Source organism: Kribbella sp. NPDC004536 (assembly GCF_042873835.1).
In the GTDB taxonomy this organism is placed as follows: Bacteria; Actinomycetota; Actinomycetes; order Propionibacteriales; family Kribbellaceae; genus Kribbella.
Genome location: NZ_JBIALY010000002.1, coordinates 1,750,015 through 1,776,841, shown reverse-complemented (window position 1 = coordinate 1,776,841; position 26,827 = coordinate 1,750,015). Strand labels below are relative to the sequence as shown.

General features: G+C 68.3%; 30 protein-coding genes. 22 read left to right on the top strand and 8 right to left on the bottom strand.

Annotated features, from left to right (window positions below; translation table 11 throughout):
- Window positions 1-39 precede the first annotated feature (39 nt).
- A complete protein-coding gene (locus ACFYRU_RS23290; RefSeq protein WP_387662270.1) occupies window positions 40-1,119 on the bottom strand; it encodes a flavin-containing monooxygenase in 1,080 nt (359 codons plus the stop codon).
- A gap of 167 nt (window positions 1,120-1,286) precedes the next feature.
- Window positions 1,287-4,037, bottom strand: a complete 2,751-nt coding sequence (locus ACFYRU_RS23285; RefSeq protein ID WP_387662269.1) for a hypothetical protein — start codon at window positions 4,035-4,037, stop codon at window positions 1,287-1,289.
- 59 nt (window positions 4,038-4,096) lie between these two features.
- Between ACFYRU_RS23285 and ACFYRU_RS23280 the strand changes: the two genes are divergently transcribed.
- The 11 genes from ACFYRU_RS23280 (at window position 4,097) to ACFYRU_RS23230 (ending at window position 13,293) form a co-directional block, all read left to right on the top strand.
- Window positions 4,097-4,390, top strand: a complete 294-nt coding sequence (locus tag ACFYRU_RS23280; RefSeq protein WP_387662267.1) for a GNAT family N-acetyltransferase — start codon at window positions 4,097-4,099, stop codon at window positions 4,388-4,390.
- Window positions 4,387-4,923 (top strand): YbaK/EbsC family protein, encoded by a 537-nt coding sequence (locus ACFYRU_RS23275; protein ID WP_387662265.1) that lies wholly within the window; start codon window positions 4,387-4,389, stop codon window positions 4,921-4,923. The genes ACFYRU_RS23280 and ACFYRU_RS23275 overlap by 4 nt, the downstream gene beginning before the upstream one ends.
- A gap of 72 nt (window positions 4,924-4,995) precedes the next feature.
- Window positions 4,996-6,492 (top strand): MFS transporter, encoded by a 1,497-nt coding sequence (locus ACFYRU_RS23270; RefSeq protein ID WP_387662263.1) that lies wholly within the window; start codon window positions 4,996-4,998, stop codon window positions 6,490-6,492.
- A 4-nt stretch (window positions 6,493-6,496) separates the two neighbouring features.
- Window positions 6,497-7,948 carry a cobyric acid synthase gene (locus ACFYRU_RS23265; protein WP_387662261.1) on the top strand — a complete coding sequence of 484 codons (1,452 nt, stop codon included), beginning with the start codon at window positions 6,497-6,499 and terminating at the stop codon, window positions 7,946-7,948.
- Window positions 7,945-8,508: a DinB family protein gene (locus tag ACFYRU_RS23260; protein WP_387662259.1), complete on the top strand. Its 564-nt coding sequence runs from the start codon at window positions 7,945-7,947 to the stop codon at window positions 8,506-8,508. Before ACFYRU_RS23265 ends, ACFYRU_RS23260 begins: the two co-directional genes overlap by 4 nt.
- Window positions 8,501-9,403 carry an RNA polymerase sigma factor SigJ gene (gene sigJ / locus ACFYRU_RS23255; RefSeq protein ID WP_387662257.1) on the top strand — a complete coding sequence of 301 codons (903 nt, stop codon included), beginning with the start codon at window positions 8,501-8,503 and terminating at the stop codon, window positions 9,401-9,403. The genes ACFYRU_RS23260 and sigJ overlap by 8 nt, the downstream gene beginning before the upstream one ends.
- A gap of 19 nt (window positions 9,404-9,422) precedes the next feature.
- Window positions 9,423-10,136, top strand: a complete 714-nt coding sequence (locus tag ACFYRU_RS23250; RefSeq protein WP_387662255.1) for an SDR family oxidoreductase — start codon at window positions 9,423-9,425, stop codon at window positions 10,134-10,136.
- Window positions 10,133-10,522 carry a hypothetical protein gene (locus tag ACFYRU_RS23245; RefSeq protein WP_387662253.1) on the top strand — a complete coding sequence of 130 codons (390 nt, stop codon included), beginning with the start codon at window positions 10,133-10,135 and terminating at the stop codon, window positions 10,520-10,522. Before ACFYRU_RS23250 ends, ACFYRU_RS23245 begins: the two co-directional genes overlap by 4 nt.
- Before the next feature lie 34 nt (window positions 10,523-10,556).
- Window positions 10,557-11,678: a CaiB/BaiF CoA transferase family protein gene (locus tag ACFYRU_RS23240; RefSeq protein WP_387662251.1), complete on the top strand. Its 1,122-nt coding sequence runs from the start codon at window positions 10,557-10,559 to the stop codon at window positions 11,676-11,678.
- A 12-nt stretch (window positions 11,679-11,690) separates the two neighbouring features.
- Window positions 11,691-12,833 carry an acyl-CoA dehydrogenase family protein gene (locus ACFYRU_RS23235; RefSeq protein WP_387662249.1) on the top strand — a complete coding sequence of 381 codons (1,143 nt, stop codon included), beginning with the start codon at window positions 11,691-11,693 and terminating at the stop codon, window positions 12,831-12,833.
- Window positions 12,834-12,987: 154 nt separating this feature from the next.
- Window positions 12,988-13,293, top strand: coding sequence for a hypothetical protein (locus ACFYRU_RS23230; protein WP_387662247.1), 306 nt, complete (start codon window positions 12,988-12,990; stop codon window positions 13,291-13,293).
- A gap of 252 nt (window positions 13,294-13,545) precedes the next feature.
- Here the strand turns inward: ACFYRU_RS23230 and ACFYRU_RS23225 are convergent, their stop codons facing one another.
- The 3 genes from ACFYRU_RS23225 to ACFYRU_RS23215 all read right to left on the bottom strand — a co-directional run bounded on the left by ACFYRU_RS23225 (window position 13,546) and on the right by ACFYRU_RS23215 (window position 15,310).
- Window positions 13,546-14,259 carry a GAF and ANTAR domain-containing protein gene (locus ACFYRU_RS23225; protein WP_387662245.1) on the bottom strand — a complete coding sequence of 238 codons (714 nt, stop codon included), beginning with the start codon at window positions 14,257-14,259 and terminating at the stop codon, window positions 13,546-13,548.
- Window positions 14,256-15,020, bottom strand: a complete 765-nt coding sequence (locus ACFYRU_RS23220) for an ANTAR domain-containing protein (protein WP_387662243.1) — start codon at window positions 15,018-15,020, stop codon at window positions 14,256-14,258. Before ACFYRU_RS23220 ends, ACFYRU_RS23225 begins: the two co-directional genes overlap by 4 nt.
- A gap of 158 nt (window positions 15,021-15,178) precedes the next feature.
- Window positions 15,179-15,310, bottom strand: coding sequence for a hypothetical protein (locus ACFYRU_RS23215; RefSeq protein ID WP_387662241.1), 132 nt, complete (start codon window positions 15,308-15,310; stop codon window positions 15,179-15,181).
- Between the two features lie 116 nt (window positions 15,311-15,426).
- Between ACFYRU_RS23215 and ACFYRU_RS23210 the strand changes: the two genes are divergently transcribed.
- The 3 genes from ACFYRU_RS23210 to ACFYRU_RS23200 are packed head-to-tail and all read left to right on the top strand — an operon-like array spanning window position 15,427 to window position 16,975.
- The gene (locus ACFYRU_RS23210; RefSeq protein ID WP_387662239.1) at window positions 15,427-16,023 is read left to right on the top strand and encodes a sulfite oxidase-like oxidoreductase; all 597 of its coding nucleotides are present in this window, start codon (window positions 15,427-15,429) and stop codon (window positions 16,021-16,023) included.
- Complete coding sequence (locus ACFYRU_RS23205) at window positions 15,993-16,721, top strand: ferredoxin reductase (protein WP_387662237.1); 729 nt, start codon at window positions 15,993-15,995, stop codon at window positions 16,719-16,721. Before ACFYRU_RS23210 ends, ACFYRU_RS23205 begins: the two co-directional genes overlap by 31 nt.
- The gene (locus ACFYRU_RS23200; protein WP_387662236.1) at window positions 16,718-16,975 is read left to right on the top strand and encodes a DUF6510 family protein; all 258 of its coding nucleotides are present in this window, start codon (window positions 16,718-16,720) and stop codon (window positions 16,973-16,975) included. The genes ACFYRU_RS23205 and ACFYRU_RS23200 overlap by 4 nt, the downstream gene beginning before the upstream one ends.
- Here the strand turns inward: ACFYRU_RS23200 and ACFYRU_RS23195 are convergent.
- Complete coding sequence (locus ACFYRU_RS23195; protein ID WP_387662234.1) at window positions 16,972-17,682, bottom strand: MerR family transcriptional regulator; 711 nt, start codon at window positions 17,680-17,682, stop codon at window positions 16,972-16,974. The two genes, ACFYRU_RS23200 and ACFYRU_RS23195, sit on opposite strands and share 4 nt — an antisense overlap.
- A 97-nt stretch (window positions 17,683-17,779) precedes the next feature.
- Between ACFYRU_RS23195 and ACFYRU_RS23190 the strand changes: the two genes are divergently transcribed.
- The 5 genes from ACFYRU_RS23190 (at window position 17,780) to ACFYRU_RS23170 (ending at window position 24,462) form a co-directional block, all read left to right on the top strand.
- The gene (locus tag ACFYRU_RS23190; protein ID WP_387662232.1) at window positions 17,780-18,997 is read left to right on the top strand and encodes an acetyl-CoA C-acetyltransferase; all 1,218 of its coding nucleotides are present in this window, start codon (window positions 17,780-17,782) and stop codon (window positions 18,995-18,997) included.
- A complete protein-coding gene (locus ACFYRU_RS23185; RefSeq protein WP_387662230.1) occupies window positions 18,994-21,129 on the top strand; it encodes a 3-hydroxyacyl-CoA dehydrogenase NAD-binding domain-containing protein in 2,136 nt (711 codons plus the stop codon). The genes ACFYRU_RS23190 and ACFYRU_RS23185 overlap by 4 nt, the downstream gene beginning before the upstream one ends.
- A gap of 209 nt (window positions 21,130-21,338) precedes the next feature.
- Window positions 21,339-22,622, top strand: coding sequence for an ABC transporter substrate-binding protein (locus ACFYRU_RS23180; protein WP_387662228.1), 1,284 nt, complete (start codon window positions 21,339-21,341; stop codon window positions 22,620-22,622).
- The gene (locus ACFYRU_RS23175; protein ID WP_387662226.1) at window positions 22,619-23,578 is read left to right on the top strand and encodes a carbohydrate ABC transporter permease; all 960 of its coding nucleotides are present in this window, start codon (window positions 22,619-22,621) and stop codon (window positions 23,576-23,578) included. Before ACFYRU_RS23180 ends, ACFYRU_RS23175 begins: the two co-directional genes overlap by 4 nt.
- Entirely contained in the window at window positions 23,578-24,462 is an 885-nt protein-coding gene (locus ACFYRU_RS23170) for a carbohydrate ABC transporter permease (protein ID WP_387662224.1), read from the top strand. The genes ACFYRU_RS23175 and ACFYRU_RS23170 overlap by 1 nt, the downstream gene beginning before the upstream one ends.
- 206 nt (window positions 24,463-24,668) lie before the next feature.
- On the opposite strand, the gene ACFYRU_RS23165 is transcribed toward ACFYRU_RS23170, so the two are convergent.
- Together ACFYRU_RS23165 and ACFYRU_RS23160 are read right to left on the bottom strand one after the other, a co-directional pair.
- On the bottom strand, window positions 24,669-25,094 hold the full coding sequence (locus ACFYRU_RS23165; protein ID WP_387662222.1) for a DMT family transporter: 426 nt from the start codon (window positions 25,092-25,094) through the stop codon (window positions 24,669-24,671).
- 13 nt (window positions 25,095-25,107) lie between these two features.
- Window positions 25,108-25,422, bottom strand: a complete 315-nt coding sequence (locus ACFYRU_RS23160) for a DMT family transporter (RefSeq protein ID WP_387662220.1) — start codon at window positions 25,420-25,422, stop codon at window positions 25,108-25,110.
- A 75-nt stretch (window positions 25,423-25,497) separates the two neighbouring features.
- On the opposite strand from ACFYRU_RS23160, the gene ACFYRU_RS23155 reads away from it, so the two are divergent.
- From ACFYRU_RS23155 to ACFYRU_RS23145, 3 genes are all read left to right on the top strand, one after another.
- The gene (locus ACFYRU_RS23155; protein WP_387662219.1) at window positions 25,498-25,851 is read left to right on the top strand and encodes a MerR family transcriptional regulator; all 354 of its coding nucleotides are present in this window, start codon (window positions 25,498-25,500) and stop codon (window positions 25,849-25,851) included.
- A 137-nt stretch (window positions 25,852-25,988) separates the two neighbouring features.
- Window positions 25,989-26,126: a hypothetical protein gene (locus ACFYRU_RS23150; RefSeq protein WP_387662217.1), complete on the top strand. Its 138-nt coding sequence runs from the start codon at window positions 25,989-25,991 to the stop codon at window positions 26,124-26,126.
- Between the two features lie 102 nt (window positions 26,127-26,228).
- Window positions 26,229-26,822, top strand: coding sequence for a hypothetical protein (locus ACFYRU_RS23145; protein WP_387662215.1), 594 nt, complete (start codon window positions 26,229-26,231; stop codon window positions 26,820-26,822).
- Window positions 26,823-26,827: the final 5 nt, after the last annotated feature.

Sequence of the window (26,827 nt, the reverse complement as noted above, 5' to 3'; positions counted from 1 at the left end):
ACTCACCCTGACCCACGACACCCATTTCAGCCGGAGATGCTACCGCCTGTCCACAGCTGTGGTCCGATCGGCGCTCCGTCGAGTGAGATGGCTGATCAGGAAGCGAGCGTCGCGGCCGACGCCCTGGATGCTGGCGGACGCGATCGCGTACTGGAAGTCGAGGCCGAGGAAGTACAGCCCGGGGACATCGCTCGCGACGCCGCGCTCGTGCCTCGGGCGCCCGTCCGCGCCGAAGACCGGCAGGTCGATCCAGCTGTGGTCCGGATCGGATCCGGTGCACCACACCACGGTCGTGACGTCGTCGAGTACGGCGCCGTCCGCGGTCACCGGCAAGCCGTCGCGGACCCCGTCGATGCGGCCGATCCGTTCGATGCCCGCGGCATCGAGCTGCGCCAGCTTGTTCCGGGTCAGCGGAAGGCCGTTGCGGACGGCGTTCGCGATCGCCTTGCGGCCCATCGGCGTACCGCGGGTGAGCACGTACTTGAAGAGGAACATCACCACCGGCGTGAAGAGATGACCGACGGGGGAGTCGATGTCGACCGGTACCTGGCCGGGGTGGCGCCCGGCCAGGATCGTCCGGTGGTGCCCGACCGCTTCGAGCGCGATGTCGGTGCCGGAGTTGGCCGCGCCAACGATCAGTACCGTGCCGTCGTTCAGGTCCGACGGGTTGCGGTAGCCGAGCGAATGTAGTTGCCTGATCGCCGGATCGAGCTGGTCCGCGAACGCCGGCCGGCGCGGTGTGCTGTGCATCCCGGCCGCGACCACGACCTGATCGGCCCGCCAGTCCCCGCTCGTCGTCGCGACCAGGAAGCCGTCGTCGTCCCGGGACAACCTCGTCACCCGTACGCCCGTCCGCACCGGCAGTTCGTGGTGGGCGGCGTACTGCTCGAGGTAGTCGCCCATCTCGTCCCGCGTCGGGCAGTCGCGCGTACCGATCCGCAGCCCCGGCAGACTCGCGTACCGCGGCAGGCTGAACAGCCGCAGCGAGTCGTACCGCTCCCGCCAGCAGTCACCGACCCGCTCGTGCGCGTCCAGGATGACAAAGTCGTCCCGCAGGTAGTACCCGGCAGCCAACCCCGCCTGCCCCGCCCCGATCACCACAGTCCCAACCCTGTCCATAACCTCAAGGTAGGACGGCGCGTGCGACCGCACATCCCTGCAGCTTCGCGAAGATGTTGCTGACGTGGCGCGCCACCGTCCGCTGGCCGCCGCGGCATAAGGACGTTCCGCGGCGTCGTACCGCCCGCGTTGCCGTTCGACCTCCGCCAGCCGGTACCGAGCCGGCGTCACCAGGGTTCGGTGGCGGTTCCTGTGGCTGCGATCCAGAGGGCCTGGAATGCGGCGCCGGGGCGGCCGTTGAAGTCGTCGTCGGGTAGCGCTTGAACGAGGTTGAGCACCGCGCCGAGGTGGTGGCATTCGGCGGCCTGGCGGATCAGCAGTTGCGTCGGGTGCTGACGAGCGGCGCGGGGTGTCTTCCGCAGCGTGCCGTACTCGTCCACCAGCGCGGAGACGTCCGCGGGCGTCGGCCGCGGACCGCGATCCTTGGCCTCGGCCTTCGCGAGTACGTCCTCGTACGCGTACCCGTCGCCGAAGACGCGCGCCCAGTCACGAATCAGATCCGGACGTCCCAACGACGCCAGCATCTCGACGCCGTCCCACCCGTCGAACCAGCCCTCGTCCAGGTGCCCCAGGTACTCCTGCTGCCCGTCGTCGGAGTACGCGACGTATTCCATACCTGAGGTACCGCGGAGAGTGAACAGCTCCCGGGCAAGGTCGTCTCGACCGGTTCGGACCAGGTACGCCAGGAACGGCGTGGTGTAGAACATCGACGGCGTCGTGGTCGCGCCCTGCCAGACGGCGCGGGCCTCGTCGACGCGGCCGCATTCGACCAGCGCCCACGCGACGGCCAGGCGATGCTGCCCCGGGTTGGTCTCGGGCTCGATCGCGGCCCGGGCGCGGGCGAACCACGCGTCACCCCGGGCGGTGTCGCCGAGCGCGGTGTACGCGCCGCCGAGCGACGATGCGATGAGCGGCACGTTGTACTCGTCGAGTACGGAGTCGATCTCGGCCTCGGTGACGGTGAACACCGCCCGGGCGTCGTTCGGCCGGCCCGCGGCGGCCAGGATCAGTGCGACGTCGGCCGTACCCCGCAGCCGTTCGGACGGAGTTGGAACGCGGGCCAGCATTTCGACCGCGCCCTGCACCTCGCCGCGCCGCGCGCGCAGCCGAGCCGCGTGCCGGAGGTTCTCGGAGACGTGCGTGTCCCAGCCCCGATGCAACGGTCCGACCGACTGCAGCGCCAGCTGGAACAGGTCCTCGACGGTCGCGGTGTTCGGCGGCGGCCAGGTTTCGGCCGGCGCGGGTTCGGGGGCGTCGACGAACGGTTGCAGGTACTCCTCGTACGGCGCCCCAAGACGCCCCGCCGCCGTCGCCGCGTCCGGGACGATCTCCAGCTCGCCCCACCACGTCGGCCACGAGTACCGCCGGTCGACCACCCAGGAGAGCAACCGGTCGAGCTCGGCACGCCGGCCGTCCGGCGCGATCACCAGTCCCGGCGCGAACGCCGCCGCCCAGGTGTCCTCGTCCAGGACGAACGACGGGTCGCCGTGTTCCTCGTACTGGAGATCGGCGCCGAGATCGGCACCGTCGAGGTCGAGCGGCCGTGCGGCGTACGGCTCCTGGAGGAAGCGGAAGTCGCCCAACACGTCACCGGTCGAGGCCCCGATGAAGCGCAGCGTGGTCCGTCCGGCCGCGACGATCACACCGTCCGCGCCCCAGATCACGCCGCTGGTCGTGTCCGGTACGTCGAAGACGTCCACGGACTCCGGGTAGTCGCCCGGCGCCCAGATCTCCACCTGACCAGCCGTGGTGAGGCAGGCGGCGAACTCGCCGTCCGGCGACCAGGCCCAGGCGGTGACGTCGGGAAGCTCCCAGTCCGCATCCTTCGGTGCCACGTGCAGGTGGTGACTGCGGCCGTCGGGGTCGTGCACGACCACGCGCGGGAAGTGGTGATCTGTGAGCACCACCGCCAGCCGGCCACGCGGTCCCCAGCACAGCTGCGCTCCCGGCAGACCCGGGAGCTCGGCCATCAGCCCGCCGGTCAGCGCGTCCGCGATCAGCAGGCGCCCGTCCAGGTGAACCGCGAGCAGGCGCTCGTCCAGGCTCCAGGCCGGAGCCTGGCCGTGCGTCGCGGCTCCTTCGAGCCACACGACCTGGCCGCTGCCTACGTCGATCGACGCCGCCCATTCGCGCCGGCTGTACCCGTAGATCCGCGCCCCGTCCCGGGACCAGAAGCCCTGCGCGAAGAACAGTTCGTTGTCGCCGAGCCGGGCCTTGATCGAGGGCGGCAGGGTCTCGGCCAGCCAGGCGGGCTGCGGACTGTGTTCGTCGTAGGTGTTGTAGAAGAAGTGGCCCTGCTTCAGCGGAGCGATGCAACCGTGCACCTCGCGCTCCGCCCGCATCCCGATGTACGCACGCGTTCCGTCGGGTGCGAACGCGAAGTCTGGCGGACGCGACCCGCCGTCGGTCACCGAGGCGTCGCCGATCGGCTCCTCACCTTCGGCCCCGAACGGGTCCCACAAGCCGACCATGTTGGTGTTGAACGCAACCGCGACCCGCTGCCCGTCCGGCGACCACTGGATGCTGCGGGCGTATCCGGGCCAGCCCACGCCACCGGGGATGCCGTCCAGCTTGTTCACGCAGCGCCCGCTGTAGAGCTCCCAGACCTGCAGTACGCCGCCGCGCTCGTAGTCGTCGCCGCACCAGGAGCCGACCGCGAGGTACCGGCCGCACGGGCTCAGCGCCAGCGCATCGATCTCCACGAGGTGCCCGTCAGGGTGCCGGAGCACCGCACCGGCCGCCCTGAGCTGTTCGGTCGCGAACCGGTGTGCGTCCGTCACGCCGTACTCCTGCTGGAGCTCGGCGAGTGCGGTACGCAACGGGCCCAGGTCATGGGCGGTCTCGAACGTTGCCCAGTCGGCGTTCTGCAGCGCGGTCAGGAACTGGCCTGGACCGTTCTCCGGTGGCGGAATGTGCACCCGGCGCACCCTAGGACACCGCCGGTCCAGCCTCGGGCGGCGTGGCTAGAGTGGCGGGCATGGAGAACGAGATCAGCGTGGTGGACGCCAAGGAGCGGTCCCGGTACGAGGCGGTAGGCCCGGACGGCACCCTGATGGGCTTCGTCGACTACAAGCTGTACCCCGGTGCGATCACCTTCCTGCACGCCGAGACGCTGCCCGAGTTCCGCGGCCAGGGGGTGGCCGGGCGGATCGCCACGAAGTCGCTCGACGACGCGCGGGCGCTCGGGCTGCAGGTCAGGCCGGCCTGCCCGTTCTACGAGGACTTCCTCGAGGAGCACACCGAGTACGCCGACCTGGTGAAGCGCTCGTGACCGCCCCGGTGCTCGGCAAGCTCGAGTGGCAGCCCGCGGCCGACGTACCCGAGCTGCTCGCGGACCCGGTCCGCGCGTCGCTCGGCGAGACCGCGGCGTACGCCGTCGCGATCGATCCGGGCCTGGCGGACACGGCCGCGTTCTGCGCGGAGTACGACGTACCGATGGCAGCGTCGGCGAACTGCGTAATCGTCCACGGCAAGCGGGCGGGCGAGTCGACGTACGCCGCGGTGATGGTGCTCGCGACCCACCGGGCGGACGTGAACGGCGTGATCCGCAAGCACCTCGGGGTCCGGAAGATCTCGTTCGCCGCCCAGGACGACGCGGTCGGCAGCACCGGGATGGAGTACGGCGGCATCACGCCGATCGGACTGCCCGCGGACTGGCCCGTCCTGGTCGACGAAGCGGTCGTGAACGCCGGACTGGTTGTGATCGGCAGTGGCATCCGCGCCTCCAAACTGCTGCTCGACGGCACCGACCTCGCGAAACTTCCCACCGCCGAAGTACTGCAGCTCGCCTCACCTGCCAACTGACCGTTTGCGCTTCATCACTCCCGGATACCGGCTCTGAGGGCTTTCGCCCCAAGAGCCGCGGGAGGAGTGCGGATGAGCGAGCACGCGTTGGAGCAGGGCAGGGCGATACCGAGTCTGGTGCCGGCCCGGATGGATCGGCTGCCGTGGACCAGGTTCCACTGGATGATCGTCGTCGGACTGGGCGTCTCCTGGATCCTCGACGGCCTCGAGATCCAGCTGGTCTCGCTGGTCGGGAACGTACTGAAGGAACCCCAGACACTGCACCTGACCACGTCCGAGGTCGGTCTGATGGCGTCGGTCTATCTGGGCGGTGAGGTGGTCGGCGCGCTGCTGTTCGGCCGGTTGACCGACCGGCTCGGCCGGCGCAGCCTGTTCATCGTCACGCTGCTGGTCTACCTGATCGCGTCCGGTGCGGCCGGCCTGTCCTGGAACCTCGCGTCGCTGCTGATCTTCCGGTTCGTCGCCGGGATGGGCATCGGCGGTGAGTACGCGGCGATCAACTCGGCGATCGACGAGCTGATCCCGTCCCGGTTCCGCGGCCGCGTCGACATCGGCGTCAACGGCACGTACTGGGGCGGCGCGCTGATCGGTTCCGCGATCGGGCTGGTGTTCCTGAACAAGGACATCGTCCCGATCGAGTGGGGCTGGCGGCTGTGCTTCCTGATCGGGCCGGTGATGGGGCTGATCATCATCGTGCTGCGCCGGCACATCCCGGAGAGCCCGCGCTGGCTGATGACGCACGGACGGGTCGAGGAGGCCGAGCGGACCGTCGACGACATCGAGGAGACCGTACGCCGGCAGGGCGGCGAACTGCGCGAGGTCCGCGACGACGAGGCGATCGAGCTGGTCGACTACCCGCCGGTGACGTACCGCGAGATCGCCCGGGTGATGCTCCGCGACTACCGCAGCCGCTCGTTCCTCGGCTTCTCGATGATGGTCACCCAGGCGTTCCTCTACAACGCGATCTTCTTCACCTACGCGCTGGTGCTGAAGTCGTACTTCGGCCTGAACGACTCCAGCGTCGCGCTCTACTTCTTCCCGTTCGCGATCGGCAACCTGGCCGGGCCGCTGCTGCTCGGGCACCTGTTCGACACCATCGGGCGCCGCAAGATGATCTTGGGTACGTACACCCTGTCCGCCGTGGTGTTGTTCGTCACGGCGTTGCTGTTCAACGCCGGCGTACTGAACGCGGCGTCGCTGACCGGACTGTGGTGCGTGGTGTTCTTCTTCGCCTCGGCGGGCGCGTCGTCGGCGTACCTGACGGTGAGCGAGATCTTCCCGATCGAGCTGCGCGGCCAGGCGATCTCGTTCTTCTTCGCGATCTCGCAGCTGACCGGCGGCGTGATCGCGCCGTTCCTGTTCGCGTCGCTGATCGGGTCCGGCGACCACCCGGCGCGCGGGCCGCTGACCGTCGGTTACATCGTCGGCGCGGCCGTGATGCTGCTCGGTGGGCTGATCGCGTGGTTCTTCGGCGTCGATGCCGAGGGCAAGTCGCTGGAGCACGTCGCCAAGCCGCTGTCGGCGAAGGGAGGAGCCACCCGCTTCCAGGGACCGACCCCTCTAGGATGACCGGGTGGGTTCGCTGCTGATCGCCGGTACGACGTCGGACGCCGGGAAGACGACCGTGGTGACCGGCTTGTGCCGGTGGCTGGCGCGGCAGGGCGTACGGGTGGCGCCGTACAAGGCGCAGAACATGTCGAACAACTCGATGGTCTGCGCCGACGGTACCGAGATCGGCCGGGCGCAGTGGATCCAGGCCGTTGCCGCCGGCGCCGAACCCGAGGCCGCGATGAACCCGGTGCTGCTCAAGCCGGGCAGCGACCGGCGCAGTCACGTCGTACTGATGGGGGAGCCTTGGGGCGAACTGTCGTCCCGCGGCTTCCTCACCGAACGGGCCGAACTGGCGAAGGCGGCGTTCGCGGCGTACGACGACCTCGCGGCGCGGTACGACGTGGTGATCAGCGAAGGCGCGGGCAGCCCGACCGAGATCAACCTGCGGCAGTCCGACTACGTGAACATGGGGCTGGCGCAGCACACCCGCGCACCGGTGGTCGTTGTCGGCGACATCGATCGCGGCGGGGTGTTCGCGTCGATGTTCGGGACCGTCGCGTTGCTGGATGCTGCTGATCAGGCCTTGATCAGCGGGTTTCTGGTGAACAAGTTCCGCGGGGACGCGTCGTTGTTGCAGCCGGGGATCGACATGCTCACCTCGGTGACCGGGCGGCCGACGTACGGCGTACTGCCCTGGTTGCCGGAGCTGTGGCTGGACTCGGAGGACGCGCTCGACATTCCGGTCCGTCGTACTTCCTCCGGGGACCTGTTGACGATCGCGGTGGTGCGGTTTCCGCGGATCAGCAACTTCACCGACCTGGACGCGTTGGCCGCGGAGCCGACCAACAGCGTCTTCTTCACCACAAGCCCCACCGAGATCCGCGACGCCGACCTCGTCGTACTCCCCGGCTCCCGCGCCACAGTCGCCGACCTGAGTTGGCTCCGCGCGCAAGGCCTGGCCGACGCACTCCAGGCCAGGGTGGCCAACCGCCTTCCAGTTCTAGGAATATGTGGCGGGTACCAAATGCTCGGATCATTCGTCTCCGATCCAGACGCGGTCGAGACAGGTGGTGATCACCCTGGACTGGGGTTGTTGCCAGTAGCCACGGTTTTTGGCCGGGAGAAGGTGCTGCGGCGGCCCGCGCCGACCGCGTACGAGATCCACCACGGTGTGGTCGAGGTGACCGAGGACGCGGCCGAGTTTCCGGGCGGATGCCGGTCGGGGAACGTGTGGGGGACGATCTGGCACGGGTTGCTCGATGACGACTCGGCGCGGCACGCGTTCCTGGCCGAGGTCGCCGGGCTGACGGGCAAGCCCGCGCCCGACGGGACCGTGTCGTTCGCGGGCCTGCGCGAGGACCGCCTGGACCGGCTGGCCGACATGATCGACGAGTACGCCGACACCGCCGCGCTCCTGCACCTCATCGAGCACGGTGCACCAGCCGTTCCCTTCGTACCACCAGGAGCCCCGTGAAGACCGTGTTGCAGGACTACCTCCAGGCGACCCGCGCGTTGATGCTCGCCAAGCTCGACGGGCTCAGCGAGTACGACCGCCGCCGCCCACTGGTTCCGTCCGGTACGAACCTGCTCGGGCTGGTGAAGCACCTCACCGGGATCGAGTACGTCTACCTCGGCACGAGCGTCGGTCGCCCGCCGGCCGAGGTACTGCCGTGGGAGGCGGACGGCTCGGTCTGGGAGGGCGGCGACATGTGGGCGAAGCCGGACGAGTCGACGGAGTACATCACCGGGCTCTACCGCGAGGCCTGCGCGCACAGCGACCGCTCGATCGCCGAGTTCGGCCTGGACCAACCGGCCGAGGTCCCGCACTGGGCCGAGGGGCAGCGCGGTACGACGTTCGGCGCGCTACTGGTGCGGGTCGTCGACGAGACCGCCCACCACGCCGGGCACGCCGACATCGTCCGCGAGCTGATCGACGGGCAGGGCGGCAGCGACGCGGGCATGCTCGACGAGGCCGGCTGGTCGGAGTTCTACACCAGGATCCAGCGCGCGGCGGAGACGTTCCGGGATGGATGATTTCGAGCGGCTGCGTGGGCGGCTGTTCGGCATCGCGTACCGGATGACGGGGACGGCGACCGACGCCGAGGAGATCCTCCAGGACGCCTGGTTGCGCTGGCAGGAGGTCGACCGTACGTCCGTACGCGACCCGGACGCGTACCTGGCGAAGATCGTCACCAACCTCTCGATCAAGCAGCTCACCTCGGCACGGGCCCGACGGGAGACGTACGTCGGCCAGTGGCTGCCGGAACCCGTACTGACCGGGCAGTTCGACGCGCTCGGACCGCTCGAGGTCGTCGCGGAGCGCGAGTCGGTGTCGTTCGCGCTGCTGTTGATGCTCGAGCGGCTGAGTCCGGCCGAGCGGGCCGCGTACGTGCTGCACGAGGCGTTCGCGTACGGGTACCGCGAGGTCGCGGAGCTGATCGGTACGTCCGAGGCGAACGCGCGGCAGTTGGCGTCGCGGGCCGGGAAGAAGCTCGCCGCGGAGCCGCGACGCGAACAGGCGGTCGACCGCGACGGCTGGCGGAAGCTGGTCGAGCGGTTCATCGCGGCGGCGCGGCTCGGGGAGATCGAGGAGCTGGAGGAGCTGCTCGCCGCGGATGTGGTGTCGCGGGCGGACAGCGGCGGTCAGGTGTCTGCGGCCCGCAACGCGGTGGTCGGCCGGAACAAGGTCGCGCGGTACCTGTCCGGCGCGATCCAGCGGTTCGGCGGCGACATCGAGGCGTACCTGACCGAGTCGAACGGCGGCCCTGCGCTGGTCGCCGCCGGTCCGGACGGCGTGGTCGCGATCGGCTTCCTCGGCATCGGCCCGGACGGCGTGACGTCGGTGGAGTTCGTGATGAATCCGGACAAGCTGGCGTTCGCGACCGGGCAGTTGTCACAGATCGGAGGGCTGTCGGATCTGAGGTGGTGACTGAAAGGACACCAACCGAATGAGCTCCATTCTCGTCACCGGCGGTACCGGCACGCTCGGCCGGCCGACCGTCGCGCGGCTCCAGGGACACGACGTACGGGTACTGAGCCGCAAGCCCGGACCGAATCGCGTCGTCGGCGACCTGACGACCGGTCAGGGGCTGGACCTTGGCGGAGTCGACGTCGTCGTCCATCTGGCTACGAGTCAGGGGAAGCGGGACGTCGTGCAGACGCGGAACCTGCTGGCGGCGGCAACCGGCGTACGGCATCTGATCGTGATGTCGATCGCCGGGATCGACCGGATTCCGTTGCCGTACTACCGGTACAAGCTCGAGGCCGAACGATTGGTCGCCGCGTCCGGGGTGCCGTACACGATCCTCCGTGCGACTCAGTTCCACGACCTGGTCGACATGGTCCTCAGCGCTCAGCGACTCCTCCCTGTGGTGGTGGCGCCGGCGGTGACGCTGCAGCCGATCGCCGTCGACGAGGTCGCGGACCGGCTGGCCGAGCTCGTGGAACAGTCGCCGGTCAACGGCCGCGTTCCCGATATCGGTGGGCCGGAGCGGCGGTCCGTGGTCGAGTTCGCGCGGCTCTGGAAGAACGCGCGAGGGGTCCGGCGGCCGGTGGTGCCGGTGCGGTTGCCGGGACGGACGTTCCGGGGGTTCGCGGCCGGTGACGCGACGGTCGACGGGGCGGCGTACGGGAAGGTCACGTTCGCGGAGTACCTGCGATGAGGACGTACGTACGGGTGGTGCTGGTCGTTCTCGCGGTCTTCGAGGTGCTGCTCGGGCTGTGGCTGTCGATAGTTCCGAAGACGTTCTACGACCACGTGCCGACGGTGAACTGGACGCCGCCGTACAGCGACCATTTGTTCCACGACTTCGGTGGGGCTTCGCTGGGGTTGGGGATCGTGCTGGCAGCCGCCGCGATCCGGTTCGACCGATTCCTGACCGCCGTCGCGCTGATCGCCTATCTCGCCTATGCCGGGCCGCACCTGTTCTTCCACCTCGGTCACCTCGACGGCGACTCCGTGGCGCTGTCGACCGGGCTGGCCGTCATCCTCGCGCTGATGGTGCTGGTTCCGCTCAGCGCGCTGGTGGGGGTGCGCAAGCTCACTTGACGACTGTGACAGTGGAACTGTCACAATGGCCCGCATGGGTCCACTCGAGGGCGTCAAGGTAGTCGAGCTGGCCGGGATCGGGCCGGCGCCGTTCGCGTGCATGCTGCTCGCCGAGCTCGGTGCCGACGTCCTCCGGATCGACCGCCCCGGCGGCGGCCTGTCGATGGGGCCGCCCGAGCTCGACCTGGTCAACCGCGGCCGCCGGAGCGCGGCGCTCGACCTGAAACAGCCCGCGGCCGTGGACGTCGTACGGCAACTGGTCGCGCAGGCGGACGTATTGGTGGAAGGTTTCCGGCCCGGGGTCGCCGAGCGGCTCGGGCTGGGGCCGGAGGACTGCCACGCGATCAACCCGCGGCTCGTGTACGGGCGGATGACCGGGTGGGGGCAGGACGGGCCGCTGGCGCAGGCTGCTGGGCACGACATCGACTACCTCGGGTTGTCGGGCGCGCTGCATCTCATCGGACGTGCCGGCGGGCCGCCGCAGGTGCCGGCGAACCTGCTCGGCGACTTCGCGGGTGGGTCGCTGTACCTGGTGATCGGTGTACTTGCGGCGCTGCACGAGGCCGGGCGTAGCGGGCAGGGGCAGGTGGTCGACGCGGCGATCGTCGACGGGTCGGCGCACCTCACGACGATGCTGCTCGGTGCGCTCGCGGCCGGTACATGGCGGCAGGAGCGGGGTACGAACCTGCTGGACACGGGAGCGCCGTTCTACGACGTCTACGAGACCGCGGACGGGAAGTACGTGGCGGTCGGGGCGATCGAGCCGCAGTTCTATGCCGAGCTGATCGACAAGCTCGGGCTGGACGCGCCGGACCGGAACGACCCGGCGCAGTGGCCCGAGCTGCGGAAGGTACTGGCCGAGACGTTCCGGCAACGTACGCAGGCGGAATGGACCGCGGTCTTCGACGGGTCCGACGCGTGTGTCGCGCCGGTGCTGCCGATGGCCGGCGACCACCCGCATCTCGTTGCCCGCGGCACCTTTGTGGAGGTGGACGGGGTTCGCCAGGCGGCGCCCGCGCCGCGGTTCGACCGGACCCCGACCCGCCTGGACCGGCCGCCCGCGCGGCCGGGGGAGCACACCCGGGAGGCGCTCGCCGACTGGGGCATCGCTGATATCGACGGCCTGCTCGAATCGGGTGCAGCCGTACAGAACTGAGAGGAACCGCCCGTGGAACGTCAGCTTTTCGATGCCGATCACGATGCCTTCCGGGAGACTGTCCGGGCGTTCTGCGACAAGGAGATCGTGCCGCATCACGACTCGTGGGAGGAGGCCGGCATCGTCCCGCGTTCGTTGTGGGAGGCCGCGGGTGCGGCGGGGCTGCTCGGGTTCATGATGCCGGAGGAACACGGCGGGGGCGGAGTACGGGATTTTCGCTTCAATACCGTACTGATCGAGGAACTGACCCGGGTGCGGGCGAGCGGTGTCGGGTTCACGATCCACACCGACATCAATTCGGCGTACCTGCTTGACTATGCGACCGAGGAACAGCGGAAACGCTGGTTGCCCGCGTTCTGTTCGGGGGAGACGATTACCGCGATCGCGATGACCGAGCCGGGTGCCGGGAGCGACCTGCAGGGCATTCAGACGACCGCGCGGCGTGATGGTGATCATTATGTGCTGAACGGTCAGAAGACGTTCATCTCCAACGGAATTCTCGCCGACCTGGTGATCGTTGTCGCCAAGACCGACCCGGCGGCCGGTGCCCAAGGTATTTCCTTGATCGTGGTCGAACGCGGAATGCCTGGCTTCGAACGCGGGCGAAACCTCGACAAGATCGGGCTCAAGGCGCAGGACACCGCCGAACTCTTCTTCGACAACGTCCGGGTCCCGGCGGAGAACCTGCTCGGCGAGGAAGGTAAGGGCTTCGTCTATCTGATGGAGAAGCTTCCGCAGGAGCGCCTGACGATCGCGGTCGTCGCGGCAGCCGCTTGCGAGAACATGCTCGCGGACACCCTCACGTACGTGAAGGACCGCAAAGCCTTCGGCCGCCCCATCGGCTCCTTCCAGAACAGCCGCTTCGTCCTCGCCGAACTCGCCACCGAAACCCAGATAGCCAGAGTCTTCGTCGACCGCTGCATCCAGGAACTGAACGCCGGAACCCTCACGGTAGCCGAAGCCGCCATGGCCAAGTGGTGGACCACCGAACTCCAGAAAAAGGTCGTGGACCGCTGCCTACAACTCCACGGCGGCTACGGCTTCATGACCGAATACCCCATCGCCAAGGCCTACCTCGACACCCGAATCCAAACCATCTACGGCGGCACCACAGAAATAATGAAAGAAATAATAGGCCGAACCATGGGCATCTGAGGAAGAAAGGGAAGGAAAGAAAGGGGAGGAGATATTCGTTGGTGGCTGGCTTTGGTGTTCGGCCGGAGAGTTGGCCAGAGCTCGTACCGTTGGTGGTCAGTACGGCGCGGCCTGACGGATCACGCGGGACGCTTGATGGAGATGGCGAGCGCTCATGACGCTGGTTGAGGTTGTCAAAGAGGCTGGACCGTACGTTGTCGCATTGGCCGGCATGGGGGCCGGGTACTTCGGAGGGCGCAGCACCGGCAGGGAGTCTCGGCATCATGCTCGGGTTGAGGCGCTGTACCAGGACATGCTTGACGATTTGGCCTACCGGTCACGGGTCGTGTTCGACGCCGCGGGGATCGTCGTGTACGGCGCCGAGGCGGCAGGACCAGAGGTTGCGCCTGTCAGTCAATCGCGGGTTCGGCTGTACGCCAGTCCGTCGGTCTCCGACGGCTGGAACGATGCGCTGTTCTAGCAGCAGGTGCTCGACTCCGAGCGCCGGGCGGCTGGTCGTTGGCGGGCCGGGCGGAGGTGTCGATCTTCGGCGGCTCGGCTGGGTTCGGACTGAGATCTGGCCCCGCCGTGGAGGGCAGGGCCAGATGGTGCCTGGTGCCGCGGTCACCCCTCCCGTGCGGTCGCGGCACGTCCGGGGGCTGGGGACTGGCTTACACAGAGTAACTACCGGGAGATCGCGGAGGAAGGTTTACAGGCGTTTGAAGTCGGTGCTTCAGGTGGGGAGGGTTAGGCGGCCCTGGACGGCGTCTGTGGCTACGTCGGTCAGGCGGCGGTTGGTGGAGCGGGCGTGGGAGCGGAGTACGGCGAACGCCTCGTCGACCGTGATGGAGAGGCTGTGGCTGAGGTAGCCCTTCGCCTGTTCGATCAGGATTCGGCTGTTCAGCGCGTTCTGGAGTTGTTCGGTGACGACCTCCTGGCGGGCCAGGGCACGCTGGTGGAGGATGCCGATGGTCGCCGCGTCGGCCAGCGCCTGGCCCAGTACGACGGTGTCGTCCGACAGCGGACCGACCTCCTCGCTGAAGACGTTGACGGCGCCGAGCGTGGAGTCGCGCAGGCGCATCGGGAGCGCCTGGACCGACAGGTATCCGCCGTCGACCGCGGCCGCCGAGAACGCCGGCCACGGGCTGGCGCCGTCGCGCAGGTCGGCGTACTGCACCGGGCGTCCGGTGTTGAACGCGTCCAGGCACGGGCCTTCGAGACTTTGCAGCTGGACCAGCTCGACGAGCCGCGCCTGCTCGCTGGACGCCGCGACCAGGTTCAGCACGCCGTGGTGGTCGACGAGGAGGATGCCGCAGGCTGACACCTCCAGCAGTTCGCTGCAGCGGGCCGCCAGGCGGTCGAGGAACTCGATGATGTCGAAGTCCGCGACGAGTGTGTCGGACAGCTCGATGAAGACTTCCCGCACCCTCCGGTCAGATGTGCTCATGAGTCTTCTTCCTGATCAAGCTCTGCATGTTGGGAGCCTGTCTCCCGTTCGTCGGTCTCGAGGCGCAGGTGGCCGGCCATGGTCTCGGCGGCGACCTCCTGCAAGGACAAGCCACTGCTGTACGCGTGGGCACGCAACCGCGCCAACGCATCCGTCACGCTGATCGCGAGTTGTGCGGCGACCACTCCGGCGGCCTGATGTACTTCGGCCCGTCGGGCACTGAACGCCGCCGCGATCAGCTGGTCCGCGTCGGTACTGATCCCGCTCCGATCGTCGAGCGCCAGCACGAGTACGGCATCGGCGTACACCAACGCGTCCTGCAGCAGCTCCGCCGACAGCGGTCCACGCTCGCGCCGATAAACGGTCAGTACGCCGACCCGCGCCGCGCCGACACCGACCGGGAACGCGAACGCCGCGCCCACATCGCGCTCGGTAGCACCCGCCGCGAACGCCGGCCAGCGCCGCCCCGCCCCGAATCCGGACAGGTCCGACTCGAGAACCGGCGTTCCGTTCGCGACGGCGTCGTCACTCGGGCCCTCGCCCAGCGTGAACTGCAGCTCGTCCAGCTCGGTCGCCTCCGGGCTGCTCGCGACGAGCGGTTCCCACAGGCCGCCGTTCCGGGTCAGCGCGACGCCGGCTCCGACCGCGGTCAGCGCGGCGGCGCAGGCGCGGACCGCGTGCAACAGCGTCGGTGACGTGCCGTCGTCGTGCGCGGCGGTCTTGATCGCCCCCCACACCCTGGCACTCCGGTCCAGATCCACGCATCCCGTCCACGTTCGTGCCGCCACTGGGCGGATGTTCCACTTTAGCGACCGCAGGGGGATCGTGTTGGTCATTGCGCCACGTGCCTCGACCTGTTGAGCGGCCGACCGGTCCGCGACCGCCGTACGAAACGTTCCGGTACCCGCTTCGGGGATCCTCACTCGTCGGCCGCTGCGTCGTCGGCCGGTACCGGGTCGGAGCCGTCGGGATCGTCGGCGTCCGGGGCAGCTGGCGATGGTGGGGCGGGCTCCCGCACGACTGGCGGACGCACGCCGTACCATTCGCTCATCAGAGCTTCCTCCCGGGCAGGTCGCAGCTACGGAAGCTACCGTGGTCCGGGGCAGCAAGGGGCAGCAGTCTAGTCCCGTGTTGCTGAGAGCGTTCGCATACCGAGGGAGGGTCGGCATGGGCATCGTTTCGCCGGGGTTCACCGGTCGGCGGGGAGGTGGCACGGACCTGCCGCCAGGGCAGTACCTGACGCACGAGTTCCCGGTGCTGTCGGCAGGGCCGACGCCGCACATCCTGACGGACCACTGGGAGTTCACGGTCACCACGGAGACCGGCGAGAAGTACAAGTGGGACTGGGCCGCGCTGATGGCGCTGCCTGCCGAAGAAATCACCAAGGACATCCACTGCGTGACGCGGTGGTCCAAGCTGCAGACGACCTGGAAGGGTGTCTCGCTGGACACGCTGCTCGCGGACGTCGAGACCGGCGCCGACTTCGCGATGGCGCACAGCTACGGCGGTTACACGACGAACGTCCCGCTCGACGACCTGCTCGACGGGCAGTCCTGGATCGCCTACGAATACGACGGCGACCCGCTGGACCCGGAGCACGGCGGGCCGGCACGGCTGCTCGTCCCGCACCTGTACTTCTGGAAGAGCGCCAAGTGGGTCCGCGGCCTGGTGCTGTCCGACACCGAGGACCTCGGCTTCTGGGAGACCGCCGGCTACCACGAGTACGGAGACCCATGGAAAGAACAGCGATACGCCGGCGACTGACCTGGCAGGTCGCCACCGTCGCGGACGTACGGCGTGAGACGCCGACCGCGCGCACGATCGTGCTGGAGGTACCGGACTGGCCGGGGCATCTGGCCGGGCAGCACCTCGACGTACGGCTGACCGCGCCGGACGGCTATCGCGCCTCCCGGTCGTACTCGATCGCCTCGGCCTGGACCGGTGGCACGATCGAGCTGACGGTCGAGGAGGTACCCGGTGGTGAGGTCTCGCCGTACCTGGTCGACGTACTGAAGGCCGGCGATCCGCTGGAGATCCGCGGGCCGGTCGGCGGGTGGTTCGTGTGGAAGCCGGAGCAGGACGGGCCGGTGCAGCTGATCGGCGGTGGGTCGGGTGTCGTACCGCTGCGGTCGATGCTGCAGGCCGCGGCCGGTACGTCGACACCGATGCGCCTGCTGTACTCCGTCCGCCGTCCGGAGTCGGTCATCTACGTCCAGGACCTCAAGGAGCTGGCGGCGTCCGACGACATCGACGTACGGCTGGTGTACACCCGGGAGGCGCCGGCGGGGGAGCCGCGGGTCGGGCGGATCGACGCGGAGCTTCTCGAGCAGTACGCGTACAAGCCGGCCGACGGCGCGACGACGTACGTGTGTGGACCGACGGCGTTCGTGGAGACGGTCGCTGACCTGCTGGTCGCGGCCGGTCACGACCCGGCGCGAGTGAGAACGGAGCGGTTCGGATGAGTCATCTTGATGGGAACGCAGCCGCCGGAGCGCTGAGCGAGCTGTTCGCGGTGGACCTGACCGCGGCGATCGGCCAGTGCGACGGGTGCGGCCAGACCACAGTCTTCGCGGAGTCCCGCGTCTACGTCAACGCCCCCGGCACCGTCGCCCGCTGCTCCGGCTGCGACGCGGTCCTGCTCCGCGTCGTCACCACCCCGAACGACACCTACCTCGACCTGAGAGGCCTGACGTACTTGCGCGTCCCGAGCTCCTAGCGGCGCTTGTGCTGGGTGCGGCGGATCGTGTCGCGTTGGGTTTCGCCGACGGCTCGCTCGTACGCCAGCACCAGGCCCTGGATGGTGACGGGTTTGAAGCGTTCGACGAGCTGCTGGATGTGCTCGGGCGGTCCGCCGGAATCGCGGTAGTGCGGCCAGACCTTGGTCCGGAACACCTCGGTCAGCTCCTCCGCGATCGCCCGGCCGTGCTCGGTGAAGATCCGGCCGGCGTCGAGCACCGCCTCGACCGGCAGGTCCAGGTCGAGCAGCTCGACCCCGAGCGACAGATGGGCCGTCGCGACCTGGAACACGTCGTCGTCCGGCGTCGGCTCGACCACCCCGAGCGCGACCAGCATCTCGATGTCGTCGTCGCTCAGCTCCCGGCCGGTACGCCGTACCAGCGTCGCCCGGTCGAGCGTTTCCGGCAGGTCGCGCATCCACGGTGTCAGCAGGGTGCGGTGCAGCGCGATGTCCTGCGGCGTCGCGTCGGTGGGGATCCGGTCCAGGTACCCCTCGATCGCCTGCAGCGTGAACCCGTGTGCCTGCAGTTCGCGCACCAGGTCGAGCCGCGCGATGTGCTCGGGACCGTAGTACCCCACCCGGCCGCGCCGGATCGGCGGCGGGATCAGGCCCCGGCCCGCGTAGAACCGCAACGTACGTACCGTCATCCCGACCCGCGCCGACAGCTCGTCAACTGTCAACGTCACGCCTTCATATGATGCGTCCCCCGCCACCTCGGACATGGCGGAGATCATAACGAGTCCCTCTTACTATCGTGACAGTGCTACTGTCACAATCGGGCGTATGACCGAAGCCTTCCTGTACGACGCGATCCGCACGCCGCGCGGCAAAGGGAAACCGACCGGCGCGCTGCACGAGGTCAAGCCGATCCAGCTGATCACCGGACTGCTGGACGAGCTCCGGACCCGGCACCCCGGCCTGGATCCGGCCGCGATCGACGACGTCGTCCTCGGCGTGGTGACGCCGATCGGCGACCAGGGCATGGACATCGCGCGGACCGCCGTACTGATGGCCGGCTACCCCGAGACCACCGGCGGCGTGCAGCTCAACCGGTTCTGCGCCTCGGGTCTGGAGGCGGTGAACCAAGCCGCGCAGCGGGTCCGTTCCGGCTGGGAGGACTTCATCCTGGCCGGCGGTGTCGAGTCGATGTCACGGGTGAAGATGGGCTCCGACGGCGGCGCCTGGGCGATGGATCCGGAGACCGCGCTCGAGACCGGCTTCATCCCGCAGGGCATCAGCGCGGACCTGATCGCGACCATCGACGGCTTCTCCCGGACCGATGTCGACGCGTACGCGGCCGAGTCGCACGCGCGGGCCGCGAAGGCCTGGGCGAACGGGTACTTCGGGCGTTCGGTCGTACCGGTGCTGGACCGGAACGGGCTGCGGATCCTCGACCACGACCAACTGGTCCGGCCCGGGACTTCCGTCGAAACGCTGGCCGGGCTGCCGTTGTCGTTCGCGGCGATCGGGGAGCACGGCGGGTTCGACTCGGTCGCGCTGGAGAAGTACCTGACCGTCGAGCGGATCTCGCATGTGCATCATGCGGGCAACTCGTCGGGCATCGTGGACGGCGCGGCTCTGGTTGCTGTCGGCAACGAAAAGGCCGGCGCGGCGCTCGGTCAGGCGCCGCGCGGGCGGGTGGTGTCGGTCGGCGTCAGCGGTGCCGATCCGACCATCATGCTGACCGGTCCGGCGCCGGCCGCGCGGAAGGCGCTGGCGCGCGCGGGGCTCGAGGTCGGCGACATCGACCTGTTCGAGATGAACGAGGCGTTCGCGGCGGCGGTCATGCACTTCATGAAGGATCTCGGCGTACCGCACGAGAAGGTGAACGTCAACGGTGGCGCGATCGCCCTCGGGCACCCGCTCGGCGCCACCGGCGCGATGCTGATCGGAACCCTGCTGGACGAGCTGGAGCGCCGCGAGCTCCGGTACGGTCTGGCCACCCTGTGCGTCGGCGGCGGGATGGGCGTCGCGACGATCATCGAGAGGCTTGCCGCATGATCGAGTGGAAGAACGACGCCGGTGTCGTCACACTGACCCTGAACGACCCCGCCGCGTCGGCGAACACGATGAACGACGCGTACGTCGCGGCGATGGGCCGGACCGTCGAGCGCCTGGTCGCCGAGAAGGCGCTGCTCAAGGGCGTGATCGTGACGTCCGCGAAGTCGACGTTCTTTGCCGGTGGCAACCTGCAGCAGCTGTCCCGGATCCAGCCGTCGGACGCCGCGCAGGTGTTCGAGACGATCGAGGAAGTCAAGCGTCAGCTGCGTGTGCTGGAGACACTCGGCGTACCGGTCGTTGCCGCGATCAACGGTTCCGCGCTCGGCGGCGGGCTGGAGATCGCGCTCGCCTGCCACCACCGGATCGTTGCCGACGACAACCGCATCGAGCTCGGCGTACCGGAGGTGACGCTCGGCCTGCTGCCCGGCGGTGGGGGAGTGACCCGTACGGTCCGGATGCTCGGCCTGCAGGACGCGCTGATGAAGGTCCTGCTGCAAGGCCAGCGGATGAAGCCTTTGGTTGCTCAGTCGGCCGGTATCGTCGACGAGGTCGTACCCGCCGGCGAGTTGCTCGATGCCGCGCGCCGTTGGATCACGACGTACGACGGTGACGCCAAGCAGCCGTGGGACCGCGACGGGTACAAGATCCCCGGTGGTACGCCGTCGTCGCCGAAGCTGGCCGCGTTCCTGCCGGCGTTCCCGGCGAACCTGCGCAAGCAGCTCAAGGGCGCGCCGTACCCGGCGCCGCGGGCGATCATGAGCGCGGCGGTCGAGGGCAGCCAGGTCGACTTCGAGACCGCGTCCCGGATCGAGTCCCGGTACTTCGTCTCGCTCGCCACCGGGCAGATCGCGAAGAACATGATCCAGGCGTTCTTCTTCGACCTGCAGTCGATCAACGCCGGCGGTTCGCGGCCGGCCGACCTACCGGCGTACCGCGCGCGGAAGGTCGGTGTACTCGGTGCCGGGATGATGGGCGCGGGAATTGCGTACGTCTGCGCGAAGGCCGGTATGGAGGTTGTGCTCAAAGATGTTTCTTTGGAGGCGGCTGCGCGCGGAAAGGAATACTCCGAGAAGCTGCTGGCCAAGCAGGTCGCGAAAGGCCGGACCACTGCTGCCGAGGTCGAGAAGTTCCTCAGCCGGATCACGCCGACCGGGGACCCGAACGATCTCGCCGGGTGCGACCTGGTGATCGAGGCGGTGTTCGAGGACGGCGGACTGAAGCAGAAGGTGTTCGCGGAGATCGCCGCCGTGGTCGAGCCGGACGCGCTGCTGTGCTCGAACACGTCGACGCTGCCGATCACCACGCTCGCCGACGGCATCGACCGGCCGGACGACTTCATCGGCATGCACTTCTTCTCCCCGGTCGACCGGATGCCGCTGGTCGAGCTGATCGTCGGCGCGAAGACCTCGGACCGGGCGATCGCGCAGGCGTACGACGTCGTACGGCAGATCAAGAAGACCCCGATCGTGGTCAACGACAGCCGCGGGTTCTTCACGTCGCGGGTGTTCGGCACGCTGGTGATGGAAGGTGCCGCGATGGTCGCCGAGGGTGTCGACCCGGTGATGATCGAGCGGGCCGCGACCCAGGCCGGGTTCCCGGCGCCGCCGCTGGCGATGCTGGACGAAGTCACGCTGACGCTGCCGCAGAAGATCCGGGACGCGGCGCGGGCGGCCGGCGACAGTGCGGGCGCGTTCGACGAGCACCCCGGGATGGCGGTCACCGATCGGCTGGTGAACGAGTTCGACCGGCGCGGGAAGGCGGCCGGGGCGGGGTTCTACGACTACCCGGCGGACGGGCCGAAGCGGCTGTGGCCGGGGTTGTGGGAACACTTCACGCAGCATGACGGCGTACCGCTGATCGACCTGCAGGAACGGATGCTGTTCGCGATGGCGCTCGAGACCGTGAAGTGCGTGGCCGAGGGCGTGCTGCGCTCGGTGCCGGACGCCAACATCGGGTCGATCTTCGGCATCGGGTTCCCGCCGCTGCACGGCGGCGCGTTGCAGTACGTGAACGCGTACGGACTGGACCGGTTCGCGGAGCGCTCGCGCGAGCTGGCCGCCGCGTACGGCGAACGCTTCGAGCCGCCGGCGTTGCTGCTCCGGAAGGCAGCCGCGGGCGAGATCTTCAGCTGATCACGAGCCGGTACCAACTACACACGTTCAAACAAATAGCAGCGCGCCCGGTCTTGCGCCGGGCGCGCTTTTGAGACATTGTGCTGGCACTTCTACAACGATTGACCTGTAGTACCGTGTGCCAAAATCGGAGATGCTTAACACCGTTAAGTAACTCGGAACCGTGCGTCGTACCCCTGCGACGTTCCCTCTCGGGAAGGTGGAAATTCATGCCTGCTCATGTTCCGAACGCCGGACTGTCCCGGCGCGATCTGCTCAAGCGGACCGGTGGACTGGCCGCGCTCGCCGCGCTCACCGCGGCCTGCGGCGGCAATACCGGCCGGCCCTCGTCCGGTGGCGGCGGCGGAGGGTCCAAGCCGGCCCTCTCGCAGTGGTACCACCAGTACGGCGAGACCGGCACCCAGCAGGCGGCTCTCAAGTACGCCAAGGCCTACCCCGACGCGAACGTGACGGTGCAGTGGACGCCGGGTGACTACGCCGCGAAGCTCTCGTCCGGGCTGCTGTCCAGCAAGGGCCCGGACGTGTTCGAGAGCCAGTTCAACATCGGCATGGTGAAGAGCAACCAGGTGGTGCCGCTGGACGACATCATCGCCGACGTCAAGGACGACTTCCTGCCCGGCGACCTGGCCACGAACACGCTCGACGGCAAGATCTACGGCGTCCGGATGATCATCGACCCGCAGGTCATCTACTACCGCAAGTCGATGCTCGACAAGGCCGGGATCAAGCCGCCGGAAACCGTCGACGACCTGATCGCGGCCTCCAAGGAGCTCACCACCAACAAGGTGAAGGGCATGTTCGTCGGCAACGACGGCGGCAACGGGATGGGCGGGCCGGCGCTGTGGTCGTCGGGCGGCAGCTACCTGACCGAGGACAACAAGCCCGGCTTCACCGGCGACCGCGCGGCCAAGGCATTCGGCAAGCTGCACGAGCTCTACGCGAGCAAGAGCATCCTGCTCGGCGCGCCGACGGACTGGTGGGACCCGACCGCGATCAACCAGGGCCTGGTGGCGATGCAGTGGATCGGCATGTGGGCGGTGCCGGGCATGCAGAAGGCGCTCGGTGACGACATCGGCGTGATCCCGTTCCCGAAGCTGGACGCCGAGGGCAAGCCGGCCGTGTACTCCGGCGGCTGGACCCAGTTCGTGTCCTCGAAGAGCGCGAACGTCGACGCGGCGAAGAAGTACGTGAAGTGGCTGTGGATCGACAACTCGGCGGACCAGGAGGACTGGTCGCTGAGCTACGGCTTCCACATCCCGCCGCGCAAGAGCCTCGCGGCGAAGGCCTCCAAACTGCAGAGCGGCGTCGCGGCCGACACGGTCAAGCTGAACCAGGACTACGGGCACACCGACAATCCAGCCTGGACTCCGAAGATGGGTACGGCGTTCGGCGACATGCTGACCAACGTCATCAAGAAGGGAGCCGACCCAGCCGCCGAGATCACGAAGGCGGAGAAGACCGTCAACGACGAACTCCAGCGGTTGTTCGGATGAGTTCCACCGTCAAGACACGTACGGACCCCGCTGCTCCTGGTGAGCGGCGGGGTTCCCGGCGGAAGCAGAAGGGCATCAAGGGCAACACGCTGTGGTTCTGGGTGTTCGTCGGCCCGTTCGTCCTCGGGTTGCTGATCTTCTCGTACCTGCCGATCATCTGGAGCTTCGTCCTCAGCTTCTTCGAGGCGTACAACACCGCGACCCCGTCGAAGTTCGTCGGGCTGCGCAACTACGTCGACATGCTCACCGACCACAACTTCCTGTCCAGCCTGGGCACGTTCACGATCTTCGCGGTGTTCATCGTGCCGCTGACGTTCGTGCTCTCGCTCGCGCTGGCGTTGCTGGTCAACCAGGTGAAGATCGCGCGGGCGTTCTTCCGGTCGGTGTTCTTCCTGCCGACCGCGTGCTCGTACGTCGTCGCGTCGCTGATCTGGAAGCTGTCGATCTTCAACGGCGTCCGGTTCGGCCTCGCGAACACGGTGCTCGGCTGGTTCGGCGTCGACAACATCGCCTGGCTGTCGACGGTCTCGCCGCCGTGGTACTGGATCCCGCTGGTGACGGTACGGCTGTGGCTGCAGCTCGGGTTCTACATGATCTTGTTCATCGCCGGTCTGCAACGGATCTCGCCGACGCTGTACGAGGCGGCGTACGTCGACGGGGCCAAGCCCGGGTGGCAGGTGTTCCGGTACATCACGCTGCCGCAGCTGCGGTCGACGTCGGTCGCCGTACTGATCCTGAACCTGATCGCGGCGTACCAGGCGTTCGACGAGTTCTACAACCTGGTCGGCAACGTGAACTACGCGCGGCCGCCACTGGTCTACCTGTACGGCATCTCGCTCGGCTCCATCCAGGACCTCGGGCACGGCTCCGCCGGCGCGCTGATCCTGGCGGTCATCATCATGATCGTGACGCTGCTGCAGAGCCGGATCTTCGGCTTCGGGAAGGCGGGCGACTGATGGCAGTCTCCGAACGTACGACGGGAACGCCGCAACCGATCGGCTTCAACCGCAGCGGGCTCGGCCGCCTCGGTACGGTGCTGCGCTGGATCGCGTTGTTGATCGCGGTGGTGCTGTTCCTGGTGCCGTTCTACCTGATCCTGCGCAACGCGCTGTCGACCGAGTCGGACATCACGGCGCCTTCGTGGACGTTGTTCCCGTCGCATCTGCAGTGGGGGAACATCAGCGAGCTGTTCAACGACACGACCGTGCCGATGGCGCGGGCTCTGTACAACTCTGCCGTGGTCGGTCTGCTGGGTACGGCGGGACAGTTGCTGTTGGCATCGATGGCTGGGTACGGGTTGGCGCGCATTCCTTACCGGCACGCCGACAAGATCTTCTACGCGATCGTGGCGACGCTGATGATCCCGGGGGCGGTGACGTTCATCCCTTCGTTCATCGTGGTCTCGTCGCTCGGGTGGGTGTCTTCGCTGCGTGGTCTGATCATTCCTACGTTGTTCAGTGGGTTCGCGGCGTTCCTGTTCCGGCAGTACTTCCTCGGTTTTCCCCGTGAACTCGAGGAGGCGGCGCGGGTGGACGGCGCCGGGTACCTCGGGGTGTTCTGGCGGATCGTCGTACCGAACTCACTGCCGTTCTTCGCGGCGATCGCGGCGATCACCTTCATCGGCAACTGGAACTCGTTCCTGTGGCCACTCGTCATCGGCCAGGACTCGTCCTCCTGGACCATCCAGGTCGCGATGTCGACCTTCATCACCGCCCAGACCATCAACATCCACGAACTGTTCATGGCAGTCGCGGTCTCGATCCTCCCCCTCGTCCTCATCTTCGCCTTCCTCCAGCGCTACCTGATCCAAGGCGTAACCCAATCCGGCATCAAAGACTGACCCCGCGCGGGGAGCCACCCCAGCTCCCCGCCCCAATCGGTCACCGCTTCGCGCCGGCTGTCTGTTGGCCGCCTTCACCGGCGCGCGCGGTTGGCCTCGCGTCGGTTGGTTGTGGCTTCGGCTGTGGGCAGTCGGGACTGGCGATAGGTAATGGGGTCTGGGAAGAGGCTATGGCATGTTCCCAGACCCCATTGGGTCATCCCAGTTCAGTTTGGGTATGGCCGGTTGGCGGCGGGTTGGGCGTGGGGTGCGTGCTCGGGAGTTGAGTGCGGGGTGGCTGTGTTGGACGGCTGGGATGGGCGGTCGGCGAGTTTTAGCCAGATGACGCCCGCGATGGTGACCGTCAGCCAGGCGGCCTTCGCGACCGTCAGGGTTTCGTGGAAGAACGCCGGGCCCAGTACGGCGGTGCCGGCGGCGCCGATGCCGGCCCAGGTGGCGTAGCCGATGCCTACTTCGATGGTGCGCAGGGCGAGGCTTAAGGCCCACAGGGTCAGTAGGAAGAAGACGGCGGCTGCGACGGACCACGGCCATACGGTGAAGGCGTGGCTTCCGGCGACGGACAGGGCGTAGCCGATCTCGAAGGCGCCTGCGAGGAGGAGCGTCAGCCAGGCGGTGCGGCGAGAGGTTGTCATAGGGGAGTACTCCTCAGGACGAGAGTTGGAGGCCGACGACGCCGCCGATGACGAGGGCGATCCCGACGGCTTTGCGCCAGGTGAGTTGCTGGCCGAAGACGAGCGCGCCGAGCAGCGTGATGCCTACGCCGGCGAGTGAGGTCCAGAGCGCGTACCCGACACCGACGTCGAAGGTGAGGAGCGCGCGGCTGAGGAAGTACGTGCCGAAGGCGCCGGTGATGAGGGTCGCGGCGGTCCAGCCGCGGTGTTTGAAGCCTTGGGCTTTGCCGGCCGACACCGCCACGGCGATCTCGAACACGACGGCGATCGCTAGGTAGAGCCAGTGCATGAGGTTCCTTCCGGGGTTGGTGCGTCCGGCTCATCGTGGAACTTCACGCTGGTGTCAGGTGCAACACTTGGGTGCATGCGGATCGGAGAGCTCGCGCGCGCGAGTGGGGTGAGTACGCGCTCCTTGCGGTACTACGAGGAACAGGGCCTGATCCGCTCGGGCCGTACGCCCGGTGGGTGGCGCGACTTCGAGGCGTCGATGGTCGAGCGGGTCGTGATGATCCAGCATCTGCTCGCGGCCGGCCTGTCCAGCAGCACGATCGGCGAGCTGTTGCCGTGTCTCGAGTCGCCGCCTGAGGAACGTACGGGAGTACTGGAAGTGCTGCTCGCGCAAGAGGTCCAGCGTCTCGAGGCCAAGCGCCGCGAGCTCGACCGCGAACTCGACGTACTACAAGCCCTCCGCCGCGACGTCACCGTCCCCACCGGCTGACGCCCAGAACAGCCCGTGCCCACCGGACCCTTCCGCAACAAAGCGTTTGGAGTCGACCATCAGCCCGACGCCGGTGATCCCGGCTGATCGCGAAGACCTCGGATGACGAGGACTTCGCGTTCAGTGCGGTTGTCGGTTTGGCGGATGGTGAGCTGGCGGAGTTCCGGGCGGGGCTGCATCGGGTGTTGTACGACTTCGTCGGTACGGAGCCGCGGGACGGGGCGACCACGCCGACCGCGGTGATCATTCGGGCGTTCCCGCTCCACGAGGAGTAATCGGGTCGATCCGGGGAACCTTCACCGGAGCCGCTGCGTCGGCTCAGAAGACGCCCTCCCCACCAGACGCCCCCCGCGCCTGGCCCCAAGTGTGGAGCCCCCATGACCAACCCCCCGCCCGACCCCACCACCCCCGGCTACCCGCAGCCACCCGCTCCGGACCACCCGTACGCCTCCGCTGGCGGCTACCCGCAACAACCTTCCGCGGGTCACCCGTACGGCTCCGGCGGCGGCTACCCGCAACAACCTTCTCCGGGTCACCCGTACGGCTCCGGCGGGGGGTACGCGCAGCAGCCTGCGCCGGGTTACCGGCAGGCGCCTGGGTCCGGCTATGCGCAGCAGCCTGCTGGTTCTGGGTATCCGCAGCATCTGTGGCCGGAGCATGCGCAGCCGCACGGTGCCGTTCCACCCTCAGCACCGCGCGCGAAGGGCTCGGCTGCGATGGGCATACTCGCGCTGCTCCTGGCGATTGCCGGACTGGTCACGCCCTTTCTGCCGTTCTCGAACCTGATCGACCGTTTCCCGGTCCGGCAGTACCTGGCGTTCCCGTTCGCCATACCCGCACTGGCCCTCGCGATCACCACACTCGCCACCAACCGCCGCGCCAAACCCGCCGCCGCGATCGGCATGATGATCGCCTTCCTGGCGCTGATCGTCGGCGCCATCATGATCTACAACTACGACATCCGGCCCTGACTGAG

Bases quoted from the DNA above. Each gene is read 5' to 3' on its own strand.
- ACFYRU_RS23245 (WP_387662253.1), top strand. From the start codon at position 10,133: ATGAGGACGTACGTACGGGTGGTGCTGGTCGTTCTCGCGGTCTTCGAG.
- ACFYRU_RS23215 (WP_387662241.1), bottom strand. From the start codon at position 15,310: ATGAGCGAATGGTACGGCGTGCGTCCGCCAGTCGTGCGGGAGCCCGCC.
- ACFYRU_RS23240 (WP_387662251.1), top strand. From the start codon at position 10,557: ATGGGTCCACTCGAGGGCGTCAAGGTAGTCGAGCTGGCCGGGATCGGG.
- ACFYRU_RS23200 (WP_387662236.1), top strand. From the start codon at position 16,718: ATGAGTCATCTTGATGGGAACGCAGCCGCCGGAGCGCTGAGCGAGCTG.
- ACFYRU_RS23165 (WP_387662222.1), bottom strand. From the start codon at position 25,094: ATGACAACCTCTCGCCGCACCGCCTGGCTGACGCTCCTCCTCGCAGGC.
- ACFYRU_RS23270 (WP_387662263.1), top strand. From the start codon at position 4,996: ATGAGCGAGCACGCGTTGGAGCAGGGCAGGGCGATACCGAGTCTGGTG.
- ACFYRU_RS23205 (WP_387662237.1), top strand. From the start codon at position 15,993: ATGGAAAGAACAGCGATACGCCGGCGACTGACCTGGCAGGTCGCCACC.
- ACFYRU_RS23175 (WP_387662226.1), top strand. From the start codon at position 22,619: ATGAGTTCCACCGTCAAGACACGTACGGACCCCGCTGCTCCTGGTGAG.
- ACFYRU_RS23250 (WP_387662255.1), top strand. From the start codon at position 9,423: ATGAGCTCCATTCTCGTCACCGGCGGTACCGGCACGCTCGGCCGGCCG.
- ACFYRU_RS23155 (WP_387662219.1), top strand. From the start codon at position 25,498: ATGCGGATCGGAGAGCTCGCGCGCGCGAGTGGGGTGAGTACGCGCTCC.
- ACFYRU_RS23280 (WP_387662267.1), top strand. From the start codon at position 4,097: ATGGAGAACGAGATCAGCGTGGTGGACGCCAAGGAGCGGTCCCGGTAC.
- ACFYRU_RS23160 (WP_387662220.1), bottom strand. From the start codon at position 25,422: ATGCACTGGCTCTACCTAGCGATCGCCGTCGTGTTCGAGATCGCCGTG.
- ACFYRU_RS23290 (WP_387662270.1), bottom strand. From the start codon at position 1,119: ATGGACAGGGTTGGGACTGTGGTGATCGGGGCGGGGCAGGCGGGGTTG.
- ACFYRU_RS23225 (WP_387662245.1), bottom strand. From the start codon at position 14,259: ATGAGCACATCTGACCGGAGGGTGCGGGAAGTCTTCATCGAGCTGTCC.
- ACFYRU_RS23180 (WP_387662228.1), top strand. From the start codon at position 21,339: ATGCCTGCTCATGTTCCGAACGCCGGACTGTCCCGGCGCGATCTGCTC.
- ACFYRU_RS23185 (WP_387662230.1), top strand. From the start codon at position 18,994: ATGATCGAGTGGAAGAACGACGCCGGTGTCGTCACACTGACCCTGAAC.
- ACFYRU_RS23230 (WP_387662247.1), top strand. From the start codon at position 12,988: ATGACGCTGGTTGAGGTTGTCAAAGAGGCTGGACCGTACGTTGTCGCA.
- ACFYRU_RS23210 (WP_387662239.1), top strand. From the start codon at position 15,427: ATGGGCATCGTTTCGCCGGGGTTCACCGGTCGGCGGGGAGGTGGCACG.
- ACFYRU_RS23145 (WP_387662215.1), top strand. From the start codon at position 26,229: ATGACCAACCCCCCGCCCGACCCCACCACCCCCGGCTACCCGCAGCCA.
- ACFYRU_RS23170 (WP_387662224.1), top strand. From the start codon at position 23,578: ATGGCAGTCTCCGAACGTACGACGGGAACGCCGCAACCGATCGGCTTC.
- ACFYRU_RS23190 (WP_387662232.1), top strand. From the start codon at position 17,780: ATGACCGAAGCCTTCCTGTACGACGCGATCCGCACGCCGCGCGGCAAA.
- sigJ (WP_387662257.1), top strand. From the start codon at position 8,501: ATGGATGATTTCGAGCGGCTGCGTGGGCGGCTGTTCGGCATCGCGTAC.